Origin of the sequence: Microbacterium profundi (assembly GCF_000763375.1) — a bacterium.
GTDB lineage: Bacteria > Actinomycetota > Actinomycetes > Actinomycetales > Microbacteriaceae > Microbacterium > Microbacterium profundi.
Genome location: NZ_JPSY01000001.1, coordinates 25,910 through 43,182 on the forward strand (window position 1 = coordinate 25,910; position 17,273 = coordinate 43,182).

Here is a 17,273-nt window from a genome sequence, read left to right on the forward strand (position 1 = left end):
CGCAGACAGCCATAGGCTGTTCGGGTGACGAGGATCATCGCCGGCAAGGCACGCGGACTGCGCCTGGACGTGCCGGGCAGCGGCACGCGCCCCACCAGCGATCGCGTCCGCGAATCCCTCTTCGGAGCTTTGGAGTCCTCCGACGCCATCGTCGGCTCCAGAGTGCTGGATCTGTATGCGGGCTCCGGCGCACTGGGTCTCGAAGCGCTGAGCCGAGGTGCCAGGAGCGTCGATCTCGTCGAGCGCTCCCGACCGGCAGCCGCGATCGTGCGCCGCAACATCGGCACGGTCGTTCGGTCGATGACCGATGCCACGGCGCGCGTGCATGAAAGCGCGGTCCTGGCATTCCTCAGACGCGCGACAGGTCCGTACGACCTGGTCTTCACCGATCCGCCCTATGACGTGGACGATGAGGCGATGACCGCCGATCTGATCGCGCTGGCTCCGCTGCTCTCCGACGATGCGGTGGTGGTCATCGAGCGCGCACGCCGTTCGACGCCGCCCGACGTCGGCGCCGCCGGACTCGAGGTGTTCCGCGAGAAGACCTACGGAGACACAGTGCTCTGGTGGGCTCAGCCGGCAGTCGAATCCCAGTCGCGGTAGGGATCCCATCCGTCGATCGACACCGCCGCGCCGTCGACCAGCACGCCGTCCTTGCCACGCGCACGCACAGTGCCGATGACGCGGAAGCCGGACGGCAGAACGTCGGGTGGGAAGGTGGCGAGCAGGGCATGATCCTCGCCGCCGGCCAGCGCGCGTTCCGGATTGTCGCCGAGTGATGCGCGGGAGAGCTCAAGGGTGACGTCGGATGCGGTGGCGAGGCGCCCGGCGTCCAGGGCGAGGCCGTCCGAGATGTCCATCATCGAGGTCGCACCGGCGACGGACGCCATCACCCCGAGCCCGATCGGCGGTGCAGGGCGCAACTGAGCGGCCAGTGCCGCGCGTTCGCCCGTCTCGAGTCGAGCGGGGTCGACGGCCACTGGGGTGTCGCCGTCACGGAATCGGCCGAAGAGCACGGCGAGTCCGTGCGCGGCATGCCCGAGCTCACCTGCCACCGCCACGACATCACCCGGGCGCGCACCGGCCCTGGTGACGGCATCCCGGCCCTCCAGATCACCGAGCGCGGTGACTGCGACGGTGAGCACATCGGACACCGTCAGATCTCCCCCGACGACTGCGCAACCCGGCGCCAGAGCCTCGCAGGCCTCGCGGAGTCCGTCCGCGAGCCGCTCCACGAACGACAGGCGCAGATCGCGCGGCACGGCCAGCGCCACGAGCAGAGCCGTCGGGCGCGCGCCCATCGCCGCGATGTCGGCCAGGTTCACGGCCGCCGACTTCCACCCGAGGTCGTAGCCACCCGACCAGGCGAGTCGGAAATCCGGTCCGTGCACCAGCGTGTCAGTCGTTGCGACGACCGAGCCCGACGGCGTTCTGATCACCGCAGCATCGTCACCCGGCCCGAGGATCGTGTGCGAGGAGGGAGCGGTGCGAGCGAGGATGGCGCGCAGGATCGTGCCTTCCGACACGTCCCCGAGGCGCGGATCATCGTCTGCTGAACGGGAAGGCATGGTGTCAAAGGTAGCCTGGAATCATGTCTCGTCGTCTTGCCGCAGCCGTCGTCGTCGTCCTCGGCGCGGCCCTGCTCGGCGGGTGCGCGACCACGGTGCACATCGAGCCGGCGGACGACGCGAACAACCCGCTGTGCGCCGAGGTCTCCGTGGGCCTGCAGAATGTCGGGAACCTCGCCGACAAGGATCGTCGCTGGACGGATGCGCAGGCCACAGGTGCGTGGGGCGACGAGGGCGCAGCATCCGCGATCATCCTGAGATGCGGCGTGGCCGTACCCGCTCCGACGAGCGCCCTGCAGTGCGTGACGCTCGAGGGCGTCGACTGGCTCGTAGACGCGTCGGAGACGCCGTTGCTGCGTCTCACCACTTACGGCCGTGACCCGGCGGTTCAGCTGTACATCGACACCGGAGCAGTCAGCTCGAACGACGTCATCAGCACCCGCACCCTGGTCGCGGCGATCACCACGATCCCCGCCGACGGAAATTGCCCTGCACCGGATGAACTCGACGAAGACGCGCAGGAACTCCTGGAACTCGGCTGAGTCTCAGCGCTGCATGCCGACCTCGACGAGTTCGGTGATGAGGTCGCTGTAGCTCAGGCCCGATGCGACCCAGCACTTCGGGAACATCGAGATCGGCGTGAAGCCCGGCATCGTGTTGAGCTCGTTCACGACGAGTTCGCCTTCGGGCGTGACGAAGAAGTCCACCCTCGCCAAGCCCTTGCCATCGACCGCCTCGAATGCGCGCAGAGCGACCTCGCGCAGTCGTCGGATGAGCGCGTCATCGACATCAGCCGGGCATACGATGTCCACGCCGTCGCCGCCGAGGTACTTTCCCTCGAAGTCGTAGAAGCTGCGCGATGTGAGAACGACCTCGCCCGGAAGCGACGCCCGTGCTCCCTCGCCGGCACGACCGGCGAGCACGCCGACCTCGATCTCGCGACCGTCCACCTTCGACTCCACGAGCACCTTCTCGTCCTCGGCGAAGGCGATGCGCATCGCCTCGTCCAGCCCGTCGCCGTCGACGACTCGCGATACGCCGACACTGGAACCGGCGCTGGCGGGCTTGACGAACACGACCGAGCCCAGGGCTGCGATGTCGCTGCGAAGCCGTGAGGGGTCAGCTTCCCACTGCGCACGGCGGATCGTGATGCCCGGCGACACGGCGATCCCGGCGGCGGACAGCGCGAGCTTCGTGAAGTGCTTGTCCAGGCAGATCGCCGAGTCGAGGATTCCGCAGCCCGCGTAAGGCACCTCCAGTACGTCGAAGAACCCCTGAATCGCTCCGTCTTCGCCGTGCAGCCCGTGCAGGAGCGGCAGCACCACATCGATCTCGCCCAGGCCCGTGACCGAGCCGTCAGCCCGCGTGACCCGCAGCGTCCGGTCTCCACCGGGCTCCGGCCACAGCACGCGCGTGCCGTTGTCATCGACCTCCGGGAGGCGCGCAGCATCCAGAGCGAACTTGTCCGGCCGGTCCTCTTCCAGGACGAACGCGCCCTCACGAGTGATCCCCACCGGAATCACCTCGTAGCGCTCGCGATCAATCGCGCGCAGCACCCCGCCCGCGGTCGCGGAACTGATGGAATGCTCGCTGGAACGCCCTCCGAAGAGCACCACCACCGTCTGCTTGTCCATGATTGGTTCTCTCCTCCTGGGGAGTGTCGTCGTCGGTCGTCAGGTGCGGCGCGATGTCACGCGGATTCATCGTTCCGTCGAGCACCATCTTCACCTGCTCGACGATGGGCATGTGCACACCGGATTCGCGGGCCAACTGCAGGATCGGAGCGACGGATGCCAGACCTTCGGCGGTCTGGTTCATCTGCTTGACAACGTCCTGGTAGCTGTACCCCTGGCCGAGCAGCCTGCCGGCCGTGTTGTTGCGGCTCAGCGGCGACTGGCATGTCGCGATCAGGTCGCCGAGACCGGCAAGGCCCTGCAGCGTCTCGGGCTGGGCGCCGTTCGCCACGGCGAAGTCGGTCATCTCGACCAGACCACGGGTGATGATCGAGGCCTTCGTGTTCTCTCCGTAGCCGACGCCGTCGACGATGCCGATCGCGACGGCGATCAGGTTCTTCAGCACGCCGCCGAACTCGGTGCCGATCACGTCGGTGTTCACGAACGTGCGGAAGTAGGAGTTGCGGGCCGCCCGGGCGACGGTCTCCGCGGTCTCCTGGCTGAGCGAGGCGATCACGGCCGCAGTGGGCTGTTCGCGCGCGATCTCGAGCGCGAGGTTCGGTCCGGAGGCCACAGCGATCTGCGCGGGGTCGCAGCGCAGCTCCTGCTCTATCACCTGGCTCATGCGCAGGCCGCTCGATCGCTCGACGCCCTTCATCAGGCTGATTATCGGCGGTTCTCGACCGTCGAGCAGCGGGCGCAGTGCCTTGAGGTTCTCACGCAGCGACTGGCTGGGCACCGACAGATACACCTGATCCGCACCGGCAAGCGCCGTCGACAGGTCGTGCGTGGCAGTCATGCTGCGCGGGAGGTTGATGCCGGAGAGGTACTTCGAGTTGCGCTTGCCTTCGGAGATCTCGAGAGCCTGCTCCGGCCGGCGGGCCCACATGGTGACCTGGGCGCCGCCGTCGGCGAGGATCTTGCCGAAGGTGGTTCCCCAACTGCCGGATCCGATCACGGTGACGCGCGGCCCCGAGGCCGAGGCGTTCTTACGAGTCAAGGCGACCGGTCTCCTTCTGCCCGTGATCGGACGGGTTCCAGCGGGTCGCGGGCGCCTTCTCGTCACGCAGCTCCTCGAGCAGCGCGGTGATGGCGTTCATGAGTCGATTGGTGGCCTCGTTGAGCGCCGACTGCTCTCCGGCTCGACCGGTGAGGTCGGAGATGTCGACCGGGTCGCCGATCAGCACCTGGACGCGCTTGCGCGGCGGCCAGAGGCTCAGCCCCTTCTGATAGCGCCCCATGACGTGCTGCGTACCCCACTGCGCGACCGGGATGAGCGGGATGCCGCCCGCGAGCGCAAGGCGCACGGCGCCGGGCTTCCCCCGCATCGGCCAGAGGTCGGGGTCGCGTGTGAGGGTGCCCTCCGGGTAGACGATCACACCGCGCTCGTTCTTCACGAGGGTCCGCGACTGCTCTATCGTCTGCTTCGCGGCGGCCGCGGAGGTCGCCCTGGCGACCGGGACCATCCCTGTCTTGCGCATCAGCCAGCCCAGGACCGGAGCGCGGAACAGGCTCTCCTTCGCCATGAAGCGCGGCGCACGCCCGAGGCGCCACACCGCCACCGCGACGATGAGCGGATCGAACTCTGAGTAGTGATTCGGTGCCAGCACGAATGCGCCCTGGACGGGCAGCTTCTCCTTGCCCAGGATCTCGATCCTCGCCAGGTAGCCGACAGCGGGCACCACGACAGCCGCGAGCGGCCAGAACGCGCTCGGGCGGGACTTCTCGGGTGACCGGGAGCCCATCTGCGTCACCGGACGACGTCGAAGTCGGCGCCGAGAGCGTCGAGCTTGGCCAGGAACTTCTCGTATCCGCGGCTGAGGATGTCGACGCCGGACACCTGCGACTGACCCTCGGCCGTGAGCGCGGCGATCACGTGGCTGTATCCACCGCGAAGATCGGGTACGACGATGTCGGCGGAGTGCAGCGGCGTCGGCCCGGTGATGACCGCTGCCTGCTCGAGCTCGCGACGCGGCACGCGCCGCGGCCCGTTCTGCAGCCCGTGCGGGTGAACGACGATGTCGGCGCCCATCTTGACCAGCGCATCCGTGAAGCCGAAGCGGTTCTCGTAGACGGTCTCGTGGACGATGGAGCGACCCTCGGCCTGCGTGAGCGCGACGATGAGGGGCTGCTGCCAGTCCGTCATGAAGCCGGGGTGCACGTCGGTCTCGATGACGACGGGCTGGAGGTCGCCACCGCGACGGAAGAGGATGCCGTCCTCTTTCACGTCGAACCAGCCACCCGCCTTTCGGAACACATTGAGGAAGGTGAGCATCTCCTGCTGCTTGGCGCCGCCGACGAAGATCTCTCCGTCCGTCGCGAGTGCGGCAGACGCCCAGGATGCGGCCTCGTTGCGGTCGAAGATCGAACGGTGGTCGTAGCCGCGCAGCGTCTCCACGCCCTCGATGAGGATCACGCGGTTCGGCTCGTAGGAGATGATCGCGCCCATCTTCTGCAGCACGGCGATCAGGTCCATGATCTCCGGCTCGATGGCTGCGTTGCGCAGTTCGGTGGTGCCGTCGGCGCGCACGGCCGTCAGCAGCACCTGCTCGGTGGCTCCCACACTCGGGTACGGCAGGTGGATGTTCGCGCCGTGCAGGCGGCCCCCCTGCGTGGACAGGCGGATGCCGCTGGGCAGCTTCTCGACGACCGCGCCGAACTTGCGGAGTGCATCGAGGTGGAAGTCGATCGGGCGGTCGCCGATGCGGCAGCCGCCGAGGTCGGGGATGAACGCCTGGCCCAGGCGATGCAGCAGAGGTCCGCAGAACAGGATCGGAATGCGCGAGGCACCGGCGTGAGCGTCGATCTCTTCCATGTGCGCGGATTCCACGTCGCTGGGGTCGAAGACGAGCGAGCCGACCTCGTCGCCTTCGCTGACGCGGACACCATGCACTTCGAGCAGCGAGCGCACGACGGCGACATCGCTGATGCCAGGTACGTCGCGCAGGATGCTCGTGTCTTCACCGAGGAGGGATGCGACCATCGCCTTCGTGGCGAGGTTCTTCGCCCCCTTCACATCGACACGGCCGCGCAGCGGCCTTCCACCTCGGATGGCCAGCACGTCTCCGGTCAAAGCAGGAACTCCCTCTGGAAGCTCAGCGCGCACGGTTGTCGTCATTCGAGGAGCCTCACTTCATGGTCATGGACGCGGCGCCAGCCGCCGGAGCGGATGCTCCAGGCTCACGATGTGCTCGGTGTCGGCGGACTGTGTGTCAGCGAACAGGGAGCGTACGTGGCCGCCACGACTCGCGGCGGGCCTCGAACTGCGCGATCTTGTCTTCGTTGCGCAGCGTGAGCCCGATGTCATCGAGCCCTTCGAGGAGCCGCCATCTAGTGTAATCGTCGATCTCGATGGCGGCTCGGAGGTCGCCGACAACGGCGGTGCGCGCCTCGAGATCCACCGTGATCTCGACACCCGGATCAGCGTCGATCTCCGCCCAGATCGCGTCGAGATCCGCTTCGGAGACGGTCGCCGCGAGTAGGCCCTGTTTGCCCGAGTTCCCGCGGAAGATATCACCGAAACGCGTGCTGAGCACGACCTTGAAACCGAAATCGCGCAGCGCCCACACCGCGTGCTCACGGCTGGATCCCGTGCCGAAATCCGGACCGGCAACCAGCACCGAGGCGCCCTGGAAAGCCGGCTGGTTCAGCACGAAGTCCGGGTCCTGACGCCAGGCGTGGAACAGTGCGTCCTCGAAGCCGGTCTTCGTCACCCGCTTGAGGAACACGGCGGGGATGATCTGGTCGGTGTCGACGTTCGAGCGCTTCAGCGGAGCGGCGATGCCCGTGTGGGTGGTGAACTTCTCCATGATCAGGCTCCTACTCGATCGAACTCGGTCACTGAGTCTGTCGAAGCGTCCAGGTCGCTCGGGCTCGACAGCGTGCCGCGCACGGCGGTCGCTGCGGCGACCAGCGGCGAGACGAGGTGCGTGCGTCCGCCCTTGCCCTGACGCCCTTCGAAGTTGCGGTTGGACGTGGATGCGCAGCGCTCCCCCGGCGACAACTGGTCCGGGTTCATGCCGAGGCACATCGAGCATCCGGCGAAGCGCCACTCGGCGCCGAAGTCCTTGACGATCTGATCGATGCCCTCAGCCTCGGCCTCCAGACGCACGCGAGCGGAACCGGGGACGACCATGACGCGCACGCCGTCGGCCTTCTTGCGTCCCTTGATCACGGACGCGAACGCCCGCAGATCCTCGATGCGGCTGTTCGTGCACGATCCCATGAAGACGGCATCCACCGGCACCTCCTTGAGCGGCGTTCCAGGAGTGAGATCCATGTACTGCAGTGCGCGCTCGGCGGCGACGCGCTCGTTGGGGTCCTCGAAATCGGCAGGGTTCGGCACGGAAGACGAGAGCGAACTGCCCTGGCCGGGGTTCGTGCCCCACGTCACGAACGGCTCGAGTTCGTTCGCATCGATCAGCACCTCGGCGTCGAACGTCGCGCCGTCGTCGGTGGGGAGCGTGCGCCAATAGGCCACCGCGTCTTCCCAGTCCTGACCCTGCGGAGCGTGCGCCTTGTCCTTGACGTAGGCGAAGGTCGTCTCATCCGGTGCGACCATTCCTGCGCGGGCGCCGGCCTCGATCGACATGTTGCAGATCGTCATCCGCCCCTCCATCGAGAGGGCGCGGATCGCACTGCCACGGAATTCGAGCACGTAGCCCTGCCCACCGCCGGTGCCGATCTTCGCGATCACCGCGAGGATGATGTCCTTCGCGCTCACGCCCGAGTTGAGTTCGCCCTCGACCGTGATCGCCATCGTCTTGAACGGCTTCAGCGGCAGCGTCTGCGTGGCCATGACGTGCTCGACCTCGCTGGTGCCGATGCCGAACGCCATGGCGCCGAACGCGCCGTGCGTCGAGGTGTGCGAGTCGCCGCACACGACAGTGATGCCCGGCATCGTGAGGCCGAGCTGCGGCCCGACCACGTGCACGATGCCCTGCTCCGCGTCGCCGAGGGAGTGGATGCGGACGCCGAACTCCTCGGCGTTGCGCCGCAGCGTCTCGATCTGGGTGCGACTGGTGAGATCGGCGATCGGCTTGTCGATCTCGAGCGTCGGCGTGTTGTGGTCCTCGGTCGCGATCGTCAGGTCGACCCTGCGCAGCGGCCTGTCTTCGGCGCGCAGGCCGTCGAAAGCCTGAGGGCTGGTCACCTCGTGCACCAGGTGCAGGTCGATGTAGATCAGGTCGGGCTCGCCGTTGAGTCCCTTCACGACGAGATGGTCATCCCAGACCTTCTCGGCGAGTGTGCGGGGGCGAGCGGATGAGGTGTCGACTGCAGGGCTGTTCATGTCTTATCTCCTGAGGATGGCGATGAGGCCCACAAAGGACTCCGCGACGAGGAGGGGCTCAGAACGAGGACTCGCCGCGGCCGCTAAGAAGGAGCACGCACCGCATGTCGTCAGATTACCACCGCTTCGCGGGCCGGCGGTCCCCCATGACAGGCCACGTGGCACCCGGTCGGCGCGTCAGTCGGTGATCGCGATCCGCTTCTTCTCGCGCGAGGACGAGATCAGGCTCGCCACGGTCGCGACGGCCATCGAGGCGAAGATCACGCCGAGCGAAACCCAGTTGTTGATGTCCGGCGCCCACTCGATCGGCTGACCGCCGTTGATGAACGGCAAATCGTTCTCGTGCATGGCGTGCAGGATGAGCTTGACACCGATGAAGCCGAGGATGAATGCGACGCCGTAGTGCAGGTACTTGAGTTTCTCGAGCAGATCGCCGAGCAGGAAGTAGAGCTGGCGCAGGCCCATGAGCGCGAAAAGGTTCGCGGTGAAGACGATGAAGGGGTCCTGCGTGACACCGAAGATCGCGGGGATCGAGTCGACCGCGAACATGAGGTCGGTCACGCCGAGCGAGACGAAGACGATCAGCATCGGCGTCCAGATCTTCTTGCCGTTCACGACGGTGCGGATCTTCGACCCGTCGTACTCATCGCTGATGTCGATTCCGCGACGCAGCATCCGGATGATGAAGTTCTCGGTCTGCTCGTCCTCCTCGTGCTTGTCCGGCATCGCCTGGCGGATCGCGGTGAACACGAGGAAGGCGCCGAACAGGTAGAAGATCGGGCTGAGTTGCTCGACGGCCGCGCCGACGATGAGGATGAAGACCGCACGCAGCACGAGGGCGATGATGATGCCCACCATCAGAGCTTCCTGCTGATAGCGACGGGGCACAGAGAACTGCGTCATGATCAGCACGAACACGAAGAGATTGTCGATGGAGAGGCTGTACTCCATCGCCCAACCGGTGAGGAAGTCCAGGGAGGTCTTCGCATCGCCGACGAAGAACAGCACAGCCGCGAAGATCAGCGCGAGAGTCACGTAGAACGCGACCCAGAGGCTGGATTCCTTCGTCGATGGGATGTGCGGACGCTTCAGGATGAGAAGCAGGTCGGCGATGAGGATGACGGTCAGGACCACCAGTGAGGTGATCTCGAACCATACGGGGATGTTCACGGGCGCAGAGCACCTTTCGAGAGAGGTCAGTAAACAGCCGAAAGTCTCTCCCCCGCACCGAAGTGCGTCACGCGCCCGGAGCAGCAGATCTGATGCTCGTGATGACGATCGCGTGAATGTCGGGATACTCCCTCTCGCGAACTCAATGGTAGCGGAGCCTCAGCCGCACTTCGTGCGAATCTGAGACGATGGGACATCTCTTGACACTTCTCTGGTGAGAGACACCGAACGGAGCAGGATGTCCGAGCCAGCCGAAGAACACGCACGATCCGAAGATCAGGACCTGGTGTCGCGCGCCGCGTCGGGCGACGAGGGTGCGTTCCGCGCGCTCTACCGCGTGCACGTCCGTCCCGTCTACTGGATCGCCCACGGGATCCTCGGGTCCGCGGTCGATGCCGAGGATGTGGCGCAGGAGACCTTCGTCGTCGCGTGGCGGAAGCTCCCTGGACTGCAGCTTCACAGCGCGTCGATCCTGCCATGGCTGGCGACGATCTGCCGCTTCCAGGCGGCCAATCGCCTTCGTCAGCGACGGCGGGACCAGGCGCACACGACGGATGCTGTGGACGAGAGGCTCGCCGCTACGGTGAGCGTCGAGGATCAGGTCATCTCCGCGGAACTGGCTGGGCGGATCACCGCCGAGATCGGCACGCTGAGCGCGCTCGATCAGGAGATCTTCCGCCTGTGCGCGACGGAGGGATTCGCCTATCAGGCCGCGGCGGACGAACTCGGCATCAGCCACAGTGCCGTTCGAAACCGTCTCTCACGGGTGCGCACGCAGCTGCGAGGCGCTGTCGATGAAGAAGTGAGAGACGCATGAACGATCAGACCCCGACCGACCCCACGACACAGCTTCCCGAACTATCCCAGGAGAGCATCGACCGCATCGAGCGCGCGGTGCTCGCCGACATCGAGCGGGAGCGCTCTCCCGAACGGGCTCGGCCCCGTGAGAAGAGCAGACGACGTGGATGGCTCACCGGGTTCGGGATCGCCGCCGCCTTCGTCGCCGGCGTGCTCATCACGCCGCCGCTTCTCAACACCGTCGGCGTCTCGACTGCGGATGGAGGCGGAAGCGTCGTCGGAGTCTCCGACAGCTCCGCCGTCGACATGGCGGTACCGGAGAGCGTCGACGCATCGTCGACCTCGATCGTCGGCGCGGAGGCCGACAGCGCCGACCGCGAGATCATCGCGTCCGCCCAGGCCACCGTGCGCGTCGACGACATCGACGGCGCAGTCGACGCGATCGCCGCACTCGCCGAGGCACGCGGGGGCTATGTGGAGAGCACCGATGTCTCCGCCGAGCCGCTGGCCACGGACATGACCCTTCCGGCGCAGCCGGCCGGTGGCTACGGCTGGATCAGCATCCGCGTGCCGTCCGCCGAACTCACGAGCGTCATCGACGATCTCGGCGACACCGGCGAGGTCGTGTCGTCCTCACTGTCCAAGCAGGACGTGACGTCGACGGCGATCGATCTGCGGGCGAGGGCGGAGGCGACGCGTGCGTCGGTCACTCGGCTCACGGAGCTCATGTCGCAGTCCGGCAGCGTGTCCGAGCTGATCGAGGCCGAGATCGCTCTGACGGATCGGCAGGCTCAGCTGGAATCGTACGAGCAGCAGCTCGCCGCGCTGGAAGATCAGGTGGCGATGTCGTCACTGCAGGTTCAGCTCGCTCCCGAGGCATCGGCCACGACGCCGGAGCCCGACGGGTTCGGCGCAGGACTCCTCGCCGGATGGAACGGGCTGATCGTGTCGTTGAACGCACTCGTGGTGACGATCGGCTTCCTCCTCCCCTGGCTCGTCATCGCCGGCGGCGTGTTTCTCCTGATCTGGATGATCCGCCGCGCGCGACGCAACCACTCCAAGACGCAGAAACCCTGATTTTCCGGGGTATACAAGAAGCCTTGTGAAGATGGTCAAACGACCATAGCGTTGGCGGCATGGAAGAGATCCGGGCCATCACCGCCGTGCACCATCCGGTACGGCGCCGGATCGTCGACTACCTCGGACTCTACGGCGCGAGCCAGGTGACCACCCTGGCTCGCGCTCTTGACCAGCAGGTCGGCAGCATCAGCCATCATCTGCGGATGCTGGAGCGGGCCGGCATCGTGGAGCGCGCCGACGCGCCGAACGCCGACAAGCGCACGAGCTGGTGGCAGCCCACGCGCCGCAGTTTCACCTGGTCTGCTGACGACTTCGAGGATTCCCCCTCGAACGCTCTGCTGGCGCGGGAGGCCGAGCGGACCAACATCTCCACGCAGCTGCAACGGCTGAAATCGTGGCACGGCGGCAAGCAGCGGCGCCCCGAGCCCGAATGGTCACGCGCCGCGTTCAGTACTGACGCCCTCGCCTGGGCGAGCGCCGCGGAACTCACCCAGCTCTCCGAGGCCCTGCGCGACACCATCGACGCTTGGCGTACGGCCATCGACCGGGAGGACGGCGCCGAACGACGCCCGGTCTTCGTCTTCGCACACGGATTCCCGACGACGCCATGAGCATCGCCGAGCCCACGCTGCTGCGAGAGCCGCCGCGGTTCTCGAAAGACCTCACCGTCCACGCCTGGATCGCGGTCAAGGCGCTGTCGGACGCAGGGGACGCCATCTGGACCATCGCGCTCGCGTGGACGGCAGTGCAGATCACCTCTCCGGCGATCGCCGGCGTCATCGTCGCCGCTGGCACCATCCCCCGCGCCGTCGTGCTGCTGTTCGGGGGCGTGCTCGCCGACCGTGCGAACGCCCGCACCGTCATGATCGTCTTCAACGCCCTGCGGGTCGTGCTGCTGGTGTTCGTGGCGCTCTGGGTGCTGGCATCGCCGCCGTCAGTGCTCCTGCTGATGTTCGCGGCGATCGCCTTCGGCGTGTGCGATGCGTTCTACGAGCCATCGGCCGCGACGATAGGCCGACAGCTCGTGCGCACCTCCGACCTGCCGTCGTACAGCGCGGTGATGCAGACCGCCACGCGTCTGGGCACCATGGGCGGCGCCGCGATCGGCGGATTCCTCGTCGCATACGCCGGGCTGAGCGCAAGCGCCTCTCTCAACGCGCTGACCTTCACCCTGGTGATCGCCTTCATCGCGATCTTCCTGCGTCCGCGGTTCGCTCTGGCCCGTGCGGCACGAGAATCAGCACTGCGCGGCGTCCAGCACGGATTCGCCCACCTGCGGAACGCTCCGACCACGCGCACTCTGGTGATCGCTCTGTCGGGTCTCAATCTCGCCGTCGGCCCTGCGACCGGGATCGGGATCGCACTGCGGGCCCACGACGAGGGCTGGGGAGCGCAGGCGGTGGGGCTGTTCGAGGCACTGATCGGCCTCGGTGCGGCTCTCGGCGCCATCTCGGTGGCAAGATGGCGCCCTACCCATGAGGCGCGCGGCGGATTCTGGGCGCTGGTCGTGCAGGGCGCGGGGATCATCCTGATCGGCGTCGGCCCTGCGTGGGCTGCGGCGATCGGATGCTTCGTGATCGGGGTGACCGCGGGATTCGCCTCGGTCCTGCTCGGCGCGACCTTCGCCGCCACGATCGATACGGCTTATCTGGGTCGTATGAGTTCGATCACCCGGCTGGGCGACGACGTGCTGATGCCGCTGGCGATGGCGGCCTTCGGAGCGCTCGCATCCGTGACGGCCACGTGGGTGCCGTTCGTGGTCTTCGGCGGCGCGCTCATACTGATGATGGTGTTCCCGCTGCGCAACCGGCAGTTGCGGGACATGGCGCTACGACGTTGAACAGCACGCGACGAACGTGTCGACCGGGTCAGCGCTTGAGGAACAGCCCGTCCAGCAGTACGTCTGTCATCCGCGTCGCCGCCTCTCCGACGCCGCCGGTGTTCTCCTGCGCGAGTCGGCCGAGGTGGTCATCATTTCCTGAAGTTGCCGGATACGCAGAAAACCCCCGGAAATCCGGGGGTTTTCTCGTGTCGTGTGACCCCAGCGGGATTCGAACCCGCGTTACCGCCGTGAGAGGGCAGCGTACTAGGCCGCTATACGATGGGGCCGTCTTGCGGAGCGTTTCAGCCCCGCGACAACCGTTCAAGTATGCCATGGGATTTCGCACTCCGCAAAATCACGGTCGGCCGCGCAGAGATCCCGGGCGCGTCACGACGTCAACGCCGTTTGCCGCTCGGCCGAAGTAGGAGTTGACTCGTGCCATGCGCGTCACGAAGTTCGAACATGCCACCCTCCGCCTCGACCTCAGCGGCGAGACTCTGATCGTCGATCCAGGGTCGTTCACCAGCCCTCTCGTCGATCTGTCCGGCCTCGTCGCCATCGTGATCACACATGAGCATCCGGATCACTGGACGCCTGATCACCTCGACCGCATCCTCCGCGATGCTCCAGGCACCCGGATCTTCGCGCCTGCGGGCGTCGCCGCCGCCGCAACCGGGTACGAGATCACGGTCGTCGAGCCCGGCGACAGCATGAGCGCCGGCGCGTTCACACTGCGGTTCTTCGGAGGCGATCACGAGGTGATCCACTCCTCACTCCCCCGCGTTCAGAATCTCGGGGTGCTGATCAACGACGCGCTCTACTACCCCGGCGACTCGTACGCCGTCCCGGAAGGAGTCGATGTCGACGCCCTCGCCGCGCCTCTCGGTGCACCCTGGCTGAAGATCGGCGAGGCGATGGATTTCGTACTCGCCGTGAAGCCTCGCCGAGCTTTCGGCGTGCACGACATGACGCTTTCGGTCATCGGACGCGGCATGCACCGCTCGCGCCTGAAATGGGCGACCGAGCAGCACGGTGGCGAGTTCTTCGAGCTCGACCCTGGCGACTCCCTGGATCTGTGATCCGCCGCCTGCTGCCCGCGCCGGGTGGATCGCCCGGATGCAGACGCGATATGCCAGAGACGGACACGGCCTCTGGCTGATCGAAACTCACAGCGGCGAGTTCATCGGCGACTGCGGGATCACCTGGCAGTCCTACAACGACACGCCGGTGCGCACGGTCATGGGAATGACCGTGACTCCTTCGATCAGTCTCCGACGACCTGAGGCTGCGCCGCTCGCACCCTGATCTCGCGCGCGAGATGATCACGCTGTTCGATCACCAAGCGACGTAGTGCCGCAGGTGCGGTCGGATTCCCCGCGAGCCATGCGTCGACGACATCCGTCGTGTCGGCTGCGGGGAACAAACCGAGCACGAGCCGCTTGGCGATCTCGATGCTGCGCGAACCCCACGTTCCGGAGATCCACGCGAAGTACTCGTCGTCGAATCGGGCGATGAGGTCCCGACGGGCACCGGCACGCACGCCCGCGATGATCGCGTCGAGGTGATCGTTGCTCAGGCCGTGATCGCTCCAGGCTCGGTCCCATGCCTCGGCGCGGGCGTCCGGCGTGGGCCGAGATGCCGACGCACGCATCGCCGCAGTGCGTCCATCTGCGGTGTCATCGTTCTCCAGTTCGCGAGCGATGTCCGCCTCCGAGAAATCGCCCGTCGTCGCGAGTGCCGCGATCAGCGACCAGCGCAGTTCCGGGTCGATCGGCAGACCTGCCGGGCCGTGGCCGTCCAGGAGCGCACGCACCCTGGTGGTGCTCGCGTCGCTCGTCGCGGAAGCGGAAGCGAACGCACGTGCCCATGCCAGCTGCGCGTCGCTCCCTGCGGCAGCAGCATCCATCGCCGTCTCAGTGGCGATCAGCCATGCCTCACGCTCAGCACCGCGCCCGTCGGCGGGCACGAAATGCCCGATCGTGTACGCCGCATTCGCGAGCACACCGGACAGGAGCGCGATGTTCTCCTCCGCCGGCGCGTGACGGCGCACGATATCCAGGTAGTCCGCGACCGCCAACTCCCCGTCACGGGTGGCATTCCACAGCGACGACCAGACCAGGGCTCGTGGCAGATGCGGAAGGGTCGAGAGCGCAGTGCTGACGGCGGCCAGCGAGGTCTCATCGAGTCGCGCCTTGACGTAGCTCAGGTCTGCGTCGTTCAGCAGCACGAGATCCGCATCCGGGAGCGTGACCGGTGTCCGTTCCTCGGTGATATCGAGCTCCACCTGCTCACGCAGCACAAGCAGGCCGTCGCTCAAGTCGTACAGCCCCACGCGCAGCCTGTGCGGCCGCGGATCGCTTTGCACCAGCATCCGCTGCCCTGCACTGTCGGTCTCAAGCCAAAGGGTCGAGACACCGCTGGTCTCCAACCATGCCTGCGACCAGGCACGGACGTCACGACCGGATACCTGTTCGAGCTGCACGAGCAGATCGTCGAGCGTCGTGTTCCCGTATGCGTGCGCGGCGAAGTACCGTCGGGCTCCTTCGAAGAACGCCTCCTCGCCGACGAACGCCACGAGCTGTTTGAGCACGGCCGCGCCCTTCGCATAGGTGATGCCGTCGAAGTTGAGCTTGGCCGCTTCGAGATCGGGGATGTCGGCGACGATCGGATGGGTCGTCGGAAGCTGATCCTGCTGATAGGCCCACGCCTTGCGGTTGGCGGCGAAGCGCTCCCACGCGTCGATGAACCGCGTCGCTGCCGCTGAGGCATGCGAGCCCATGTAGTCGGCGAACGACTCCTTCAGCCACAGGTCGTCCCACCAGCGCATCGTGACGAGGTCCCCGAACCACATATGCGCCATCTCGTGCAGGATCGTGTTCGCTCGAGCCCCTCGTTGGGCGTCGGTCGCCGCTCCGCGGGGAATGTACGCCTCGGTGAAGGTGACCAGTCCCGGATTCTCCATCGCCCCGAGGTTGTACTCCGGCACGAAGATCTGGTCGTACTTGCCCCATGGGTACGCGAACGCGAAGGCTTCCGTGAAGAAGTCGAGACCCTGACGGGTGATCTCGATGATCTCATCCGCCTCGAGGTGCGGTGCCAGCGATGCCCGGCAGAGAACGCCGAGTGCGACCTGCTGCTCCCCTCGCGTCCAGGTGCTGTCGATGCGGTGATACGGCCCCGCGGCCACGGCTGTGATGTAGCTCGAGAGCGGCAGAGTAGGAGCGAACTCGACGATCTGCGCTCCGTCCTCCTCCCGGGCGTTCGCGACGCTCTGGTTCGACAGCACGAGCCAGTCGGACGGTGCACGTACGACGAATGTGTACGAGGCCTTCATGTCGGGCTGTTCGAAGCACGCCATCACTCGGCGCGAGTCGGCAGGCTCGTACTGCGTGTAGAGGTAGGTCTCACCGTCGACGGGGTCGATGAAACGGTGCAGCCCCTCGCCGGATCGGCTGTAAACGCCGGTCGCCTCGATCACGACGGTGTTGGATGCTGCGAGCCCCCTGACCGTGATCCGCGCACCGTCGTATTCGATGGGCACCTCGACATCGTTGACCATGACATGGTCGACAGACTCACCGATGAAGTCGATCCAGGTCGTGGGCTCTGAGGCGTCGAACGCCAGCGTCGTCGTCGTCCCGAACCCGCGCTCTTCCGAGTTCCGCGCGCCCTGTAGATCGAGTTCGACTCGGACCTCGCGCACGTTCACGGCCGCCGATCGTGCGGCGGTCTCCTGCCTGGTCAGGTTCGCAGAGCTCATGGCGTCCATCGTTTCATGGGCGGACTCCACACCGGTCAACAAGATGTCCACGCAATGGGCTAAGCTGGAGCGACACCTTCACGTTGACTTCCGGAATCTCCGGCTGTTCATC

At 66.6% G+C, this 17,273-nt stretch carries 16 protein-coding genes and 1 tRNA gene; 7 read left to right on the top strand and 10 right to left on the bottom strand.

Features of this window, described 5'->3' with window-relative positions; all coding sequences use genetic code 11:
* The first annotated feature begins 24 nt into the window (after nt 1-24).
* Complete coding sequence (gene rsmD / locus JF52_RS0100120) at nt 25-603, top strand: 16S rRNA (guanine(966)-N(2))-methyltransferase RsmD (RefSeq protein ID WP_033104543.1); 579 nt, start codon at nt 25-27, stop codon at nt 601-603.
* On the opposite strand, the gene thiL is transcribed toward rsmD, so the two are convergent.
* Complete coding sequence (thiL, locus tag JF52_RS0100125) at nt 573-1,568, bottom strand: thiamine-phosphate kinase (protein ID WP_033104544.1); 996 nt, start codon at nt 1,566-1,568, stop codon at nt 573-575. The genes rsmD and thiL overlap by 31 nt on opposite strands.
* 23 nt (nt 1,569-1,591) lie before the next feature.
* Here thiL and JF52_RS0100130 point away from each other — a divergent pair, with 23 nt between their 5' ends.
* Nucleotides 1,592-2,110 (top strand): DUF3515 family protein, encoded by a 519-nt coding sequence (locus JF52_RS0100130; protein WP_033104545.1) that lies wholly within the window; start codon nt 1,592-1,594, stop codon nt 2,108-2,110.
* Nucleotides 2,111-2,113: 3 nt separating this feature from the next.
* On the opposite strand, the gene JF52_RS0100135 is transcribed toward JF52_RS0100130, so the two are convergent.
* The 7 genes from JF52_RS0100135 to JF52_RS0100165 form a co-directional block, all read right to left on the bottom strand.
* Nucleotides 2,114-3,202 carry a D-alanine--D-alanine ligase family protein gene (locus JF52_RS0100135; RefSeq protein ID WP_033104546.1) on the bottom strand — a complete coding sequence of 363 codons (1,089 nt, stop codon included), beginning with the start codon at nt 3,200-3,202 and terminating at the stop codon, nt 2,114-2,116.
* Nucleotides 3,108-4,241 (bottom strand): NAD(P)H-dependent glycerol-3-phosphate dehydrogenase, encoded by a 1,134-nt coding sequence (locus JF52_RS0100140; protein WP_033104547.1) that lies wholly within the window; start codon nt 4,239-4,241, stop codon nt 3,108-3,110. The genes JF52_RS0100135 and JF52_RS0100140 overlap by 95 nt, the downstream gene beginning before the upstream one ends.
* Nucleotides 4,231-4,986 carry a lysophospholipid acyltransferase family protein gene (locus JF52_RS0100145; RefSeq protein WP_033106108.1) on the bottom strand — a complete coding sequence of 252 codons (756 nt, stop codon included), beginning with the start codon at nt 4,984-4,986 and terminating at the stop codon, nt 4,231-4,233. Before JF52_RS0100145 ends, JF52_RS0100140 begins: the two co-directional genes overlap by 11 nt.
* A 5-nt stretch (nt 4,987-4,991) precedes the next feature.
* Nucleotides 4,992-6,359 (bottom strand): UDP-N-acetylglucosamine 1-carboxyvinyltransferase, encoded by a 1,368-nt coding sequence (gene murA, locus JF52_RS0100150; RefSeq protein WP_033104548.1) that lies wholly within the window; start codon nt 6,357-6,359, stop codon nt 4,992-4,994.
* A gap of 94 nt (nt 6,360-6,453) precedes the next feature.
* Nucleotides 6,454-7,050 carry a 3-isopropylmalate dehydratase small subunit gene (gene leuD / locus JF52_RS0100155; protein ID WP_033104549.1) on the bottom strand — a complete coding sequence of 199 codons (597 nt, stop codon included), beginning with the start codon at nt 7,048-7,050 and terminating at the stop codon, nt 6,454-6,456.
* A gap of 2 nt (nt 7,051-7,052) precedes the next feature.
* Complete coding sequence (leuC, locus tag JF52_RS0100160; RefSeq protein ID WP_033104550.1) at nt 7,053-8,531, bottom strand: 3-isopropylmalate dehydratase large subunit; 1,479 nt, start codon at nt 8,529-8,531, stop codon at nt 7,053-7,055.
* 177 nt (nt 8,532-8,708) lie between these two features.
* Complete coding sequence (locus tag JF52_RS0100165; RefSeq protein ID WP_033104551.1) at nt 8,709-9,701, bottom strand: TerC/Alx family metal homeostasis membrane protein; 993 nt, start codon at nt 9,699-9,701, stop codon at nt 8,709-8,711.
* 238 nt (nt 9,702-9,939) lie between these two features.
* On the opposite strand from JF52_RS0100165, the gene JF52_RS0100170 reads away from it, so the two are divergent.
* The 4 genes from JF52_RS0100170 to JF52_RS0100185 are packed head-to-tail and all read left to right on the top strand — an operon-like array spanning nt 9,940 to nt 13,419.
* Nucleotides 9,940-10,518, top strand: coding sequence for an RNA polymerase sigma factor (locus tag JF52_RS0100170; protein WP_033104552.1), 579 nt, complete (start codon nt 9,940-9,942; stop codon nt 10,516-10,518).
* The gene (locus JF52_RS0100175; protein ID WP_052166640.1) at nt 10,515-11,576 is read left to right on the top strand and encodes a DUF4349 domain-containing protein; all 1,062 of its coding nucleotides are present in this window, start codon (nt 10,515-10,517) and stop codon (nt 11,574-11,576) included. The genes JF52_RS0100170 and JF52_RS0100175 overlap by 4 nt, the downstream gene beginning before the upstream one ends.
* A 59-nt stretch (nt 11,577-11,635) precedes the next feature.
* Nucleotides 11,636-12,190: a winged helix-turn-helix domain-containing protein gene (locus JF52_RS0100180; RefSeq protein ID WP_033104553.1), complete on the top strand. Its 555-nt coding sequence runs from the start codon at nt 11,636-11,638 to the stop codon at nt 12,188-12,190.
* A complete protein-coding gene (locus JF52_RS0100185) occupies nt 12,187-13,419 on the top strand; it encodes an MFS transporter (protein WP_033104554.1) in 1,233 nt (410 codons plus the stop codon). The genes JF52_RS0100180 and JF52_RS0100185 overlap by 4 nt, the downstream gene beginning before the upstream one ends.
* 196 nt (nt 13,420-13,615) lie before the next feature.
* Here the strand turns inward: JF52_RS0100185 and JF52_RS0100190 are convergent.
* Nucleotides 13,616-13,688, bottom strand: a tRNA-Glu gene (locus tag JF52_RS0100190).
* Between the two features lie 153 nt (nt 13,689-13,841).
* On the opposite strand from JF52_RS0100190, the gene JF52_RS0100195 reads away from it, so the two are divergent.
* Nucleotides 13,842-14,480, top strand: a complete 639-nt coding sequence (locus tag JF52_RS0100195) for an MBL fold metallo-hydrolase (protein ID WP_033104555.1) — start codon at nt 13,842-13,844, stop codon at nt 14,478-14,480.
* 185 nt (nt 14,481-14,665) lie between these two features.
* Here JF52_RS0100195 and pepN read toward each other — a convergent pair whose 3' ends face one another.
* On the bottom strand, nt 14,666-17,161 hold the full coding sequence (gene pepN / locus JF52_RS0100205; protein WP_033106111.1) for an aminopeptidase N: 2,496 nt from the start codon (nt 17,159-17,161) through the stop codon (nt 14,666-14,668).
* Nucleotides 17,162-17,273: the final 112 nt, after the last annotated feature.

Bases quoted from the DNA above. Each gene is read 5' to 3' on its own strand.
- thiL (WP_033104544.1), bottom strand. From the start codon at position 1,568: ATGCCTTCCCGTTCAGCAGACGATGATCCGCGCCTCGGGGACGTGTCG.
- JF52_RS0100130 (WP_033104545.1), top strand. From the start codon at position 1,592: ATGTCTCGTCGTCTTGCCGCAGCCGTCGTCGTCGTCCTCGGCGCGGCC.
- JF52_RS0100135 (WP_033104546.1), bottom strand. From the start codon at position 3,202: ATGGACAAGCAGACGGTGGTGGTGCTCTTCGGAGGGCGTTCCAGCGAG.
- JF52_RS0100145 (WP_033106108.1), bottom strand. From the start codon at position 4,986: ATGGGCTCCCGGTCACCCGAGAAGTCCCGCCCGAGCGCGTTCTGGCCG.
- murA (WP_033104548.1), bottom strand. From the start codon at position 6,359: ATGACGACAACCGTGCGCGCTGAGCTTCCAGAGGGAGTTCCTGCTTTG.
- leuD (WP_033104549.1), bottom strand. From the start codon at position 7,050: ATGGAGAAGTTCACCACCCACACGGGCATCGCCGCTCCGCTGAAGCGC.
- leuC (WP_033104550.1), bottom strand. From the start codon at position 8,531: ATGAACAGCCCTGCAGTCGACACCTCATCCGCTCGCCCCCGCACACTC.
- JF52_RS0100170 (WP_033104552.1), top strand. From the start codon at position 9,940: ATGTCCGAGCCAGCCGAAGAACACGCACGATCCGAAGATCAGGACCTG.
- JF52_RS0100175 (WP_052166640.1), top strand. From the start codon at position 10,515: ATGAACGATCAGACCCCGACCGACCCCACGACACAGCTTCCCGAACTA.
- JF52_RS0100180 (WP_033104553.1), top strand. From the start codon at position 11,636: ATGGAAGAGATCCGGGCCATCACCGCCGTGCACCATCCGGTACGGCGC.
- JF52_RS0100185 (WP_033104554.1), top strand. From the start codon at position 12,187: ATGAGCATCGCCGAGCCCACGCTGCTGCGAGAGCCGCCGCGGTTCTCG.
- JF52_RS0100195 (WP_033104555.1), top strand. From the start codon at position 13,842: ATGCGCGTCACGAAGTTCGAACATGCCACCCTCCGCCTCGACCTCAGC.
- pepN (WP_033106111.1), bottom strand. From the start codon at position 17,161: ATGAGCTCTGCGAACCTGACCAGGCAGGAGACCGCCGCACGATCGGCG.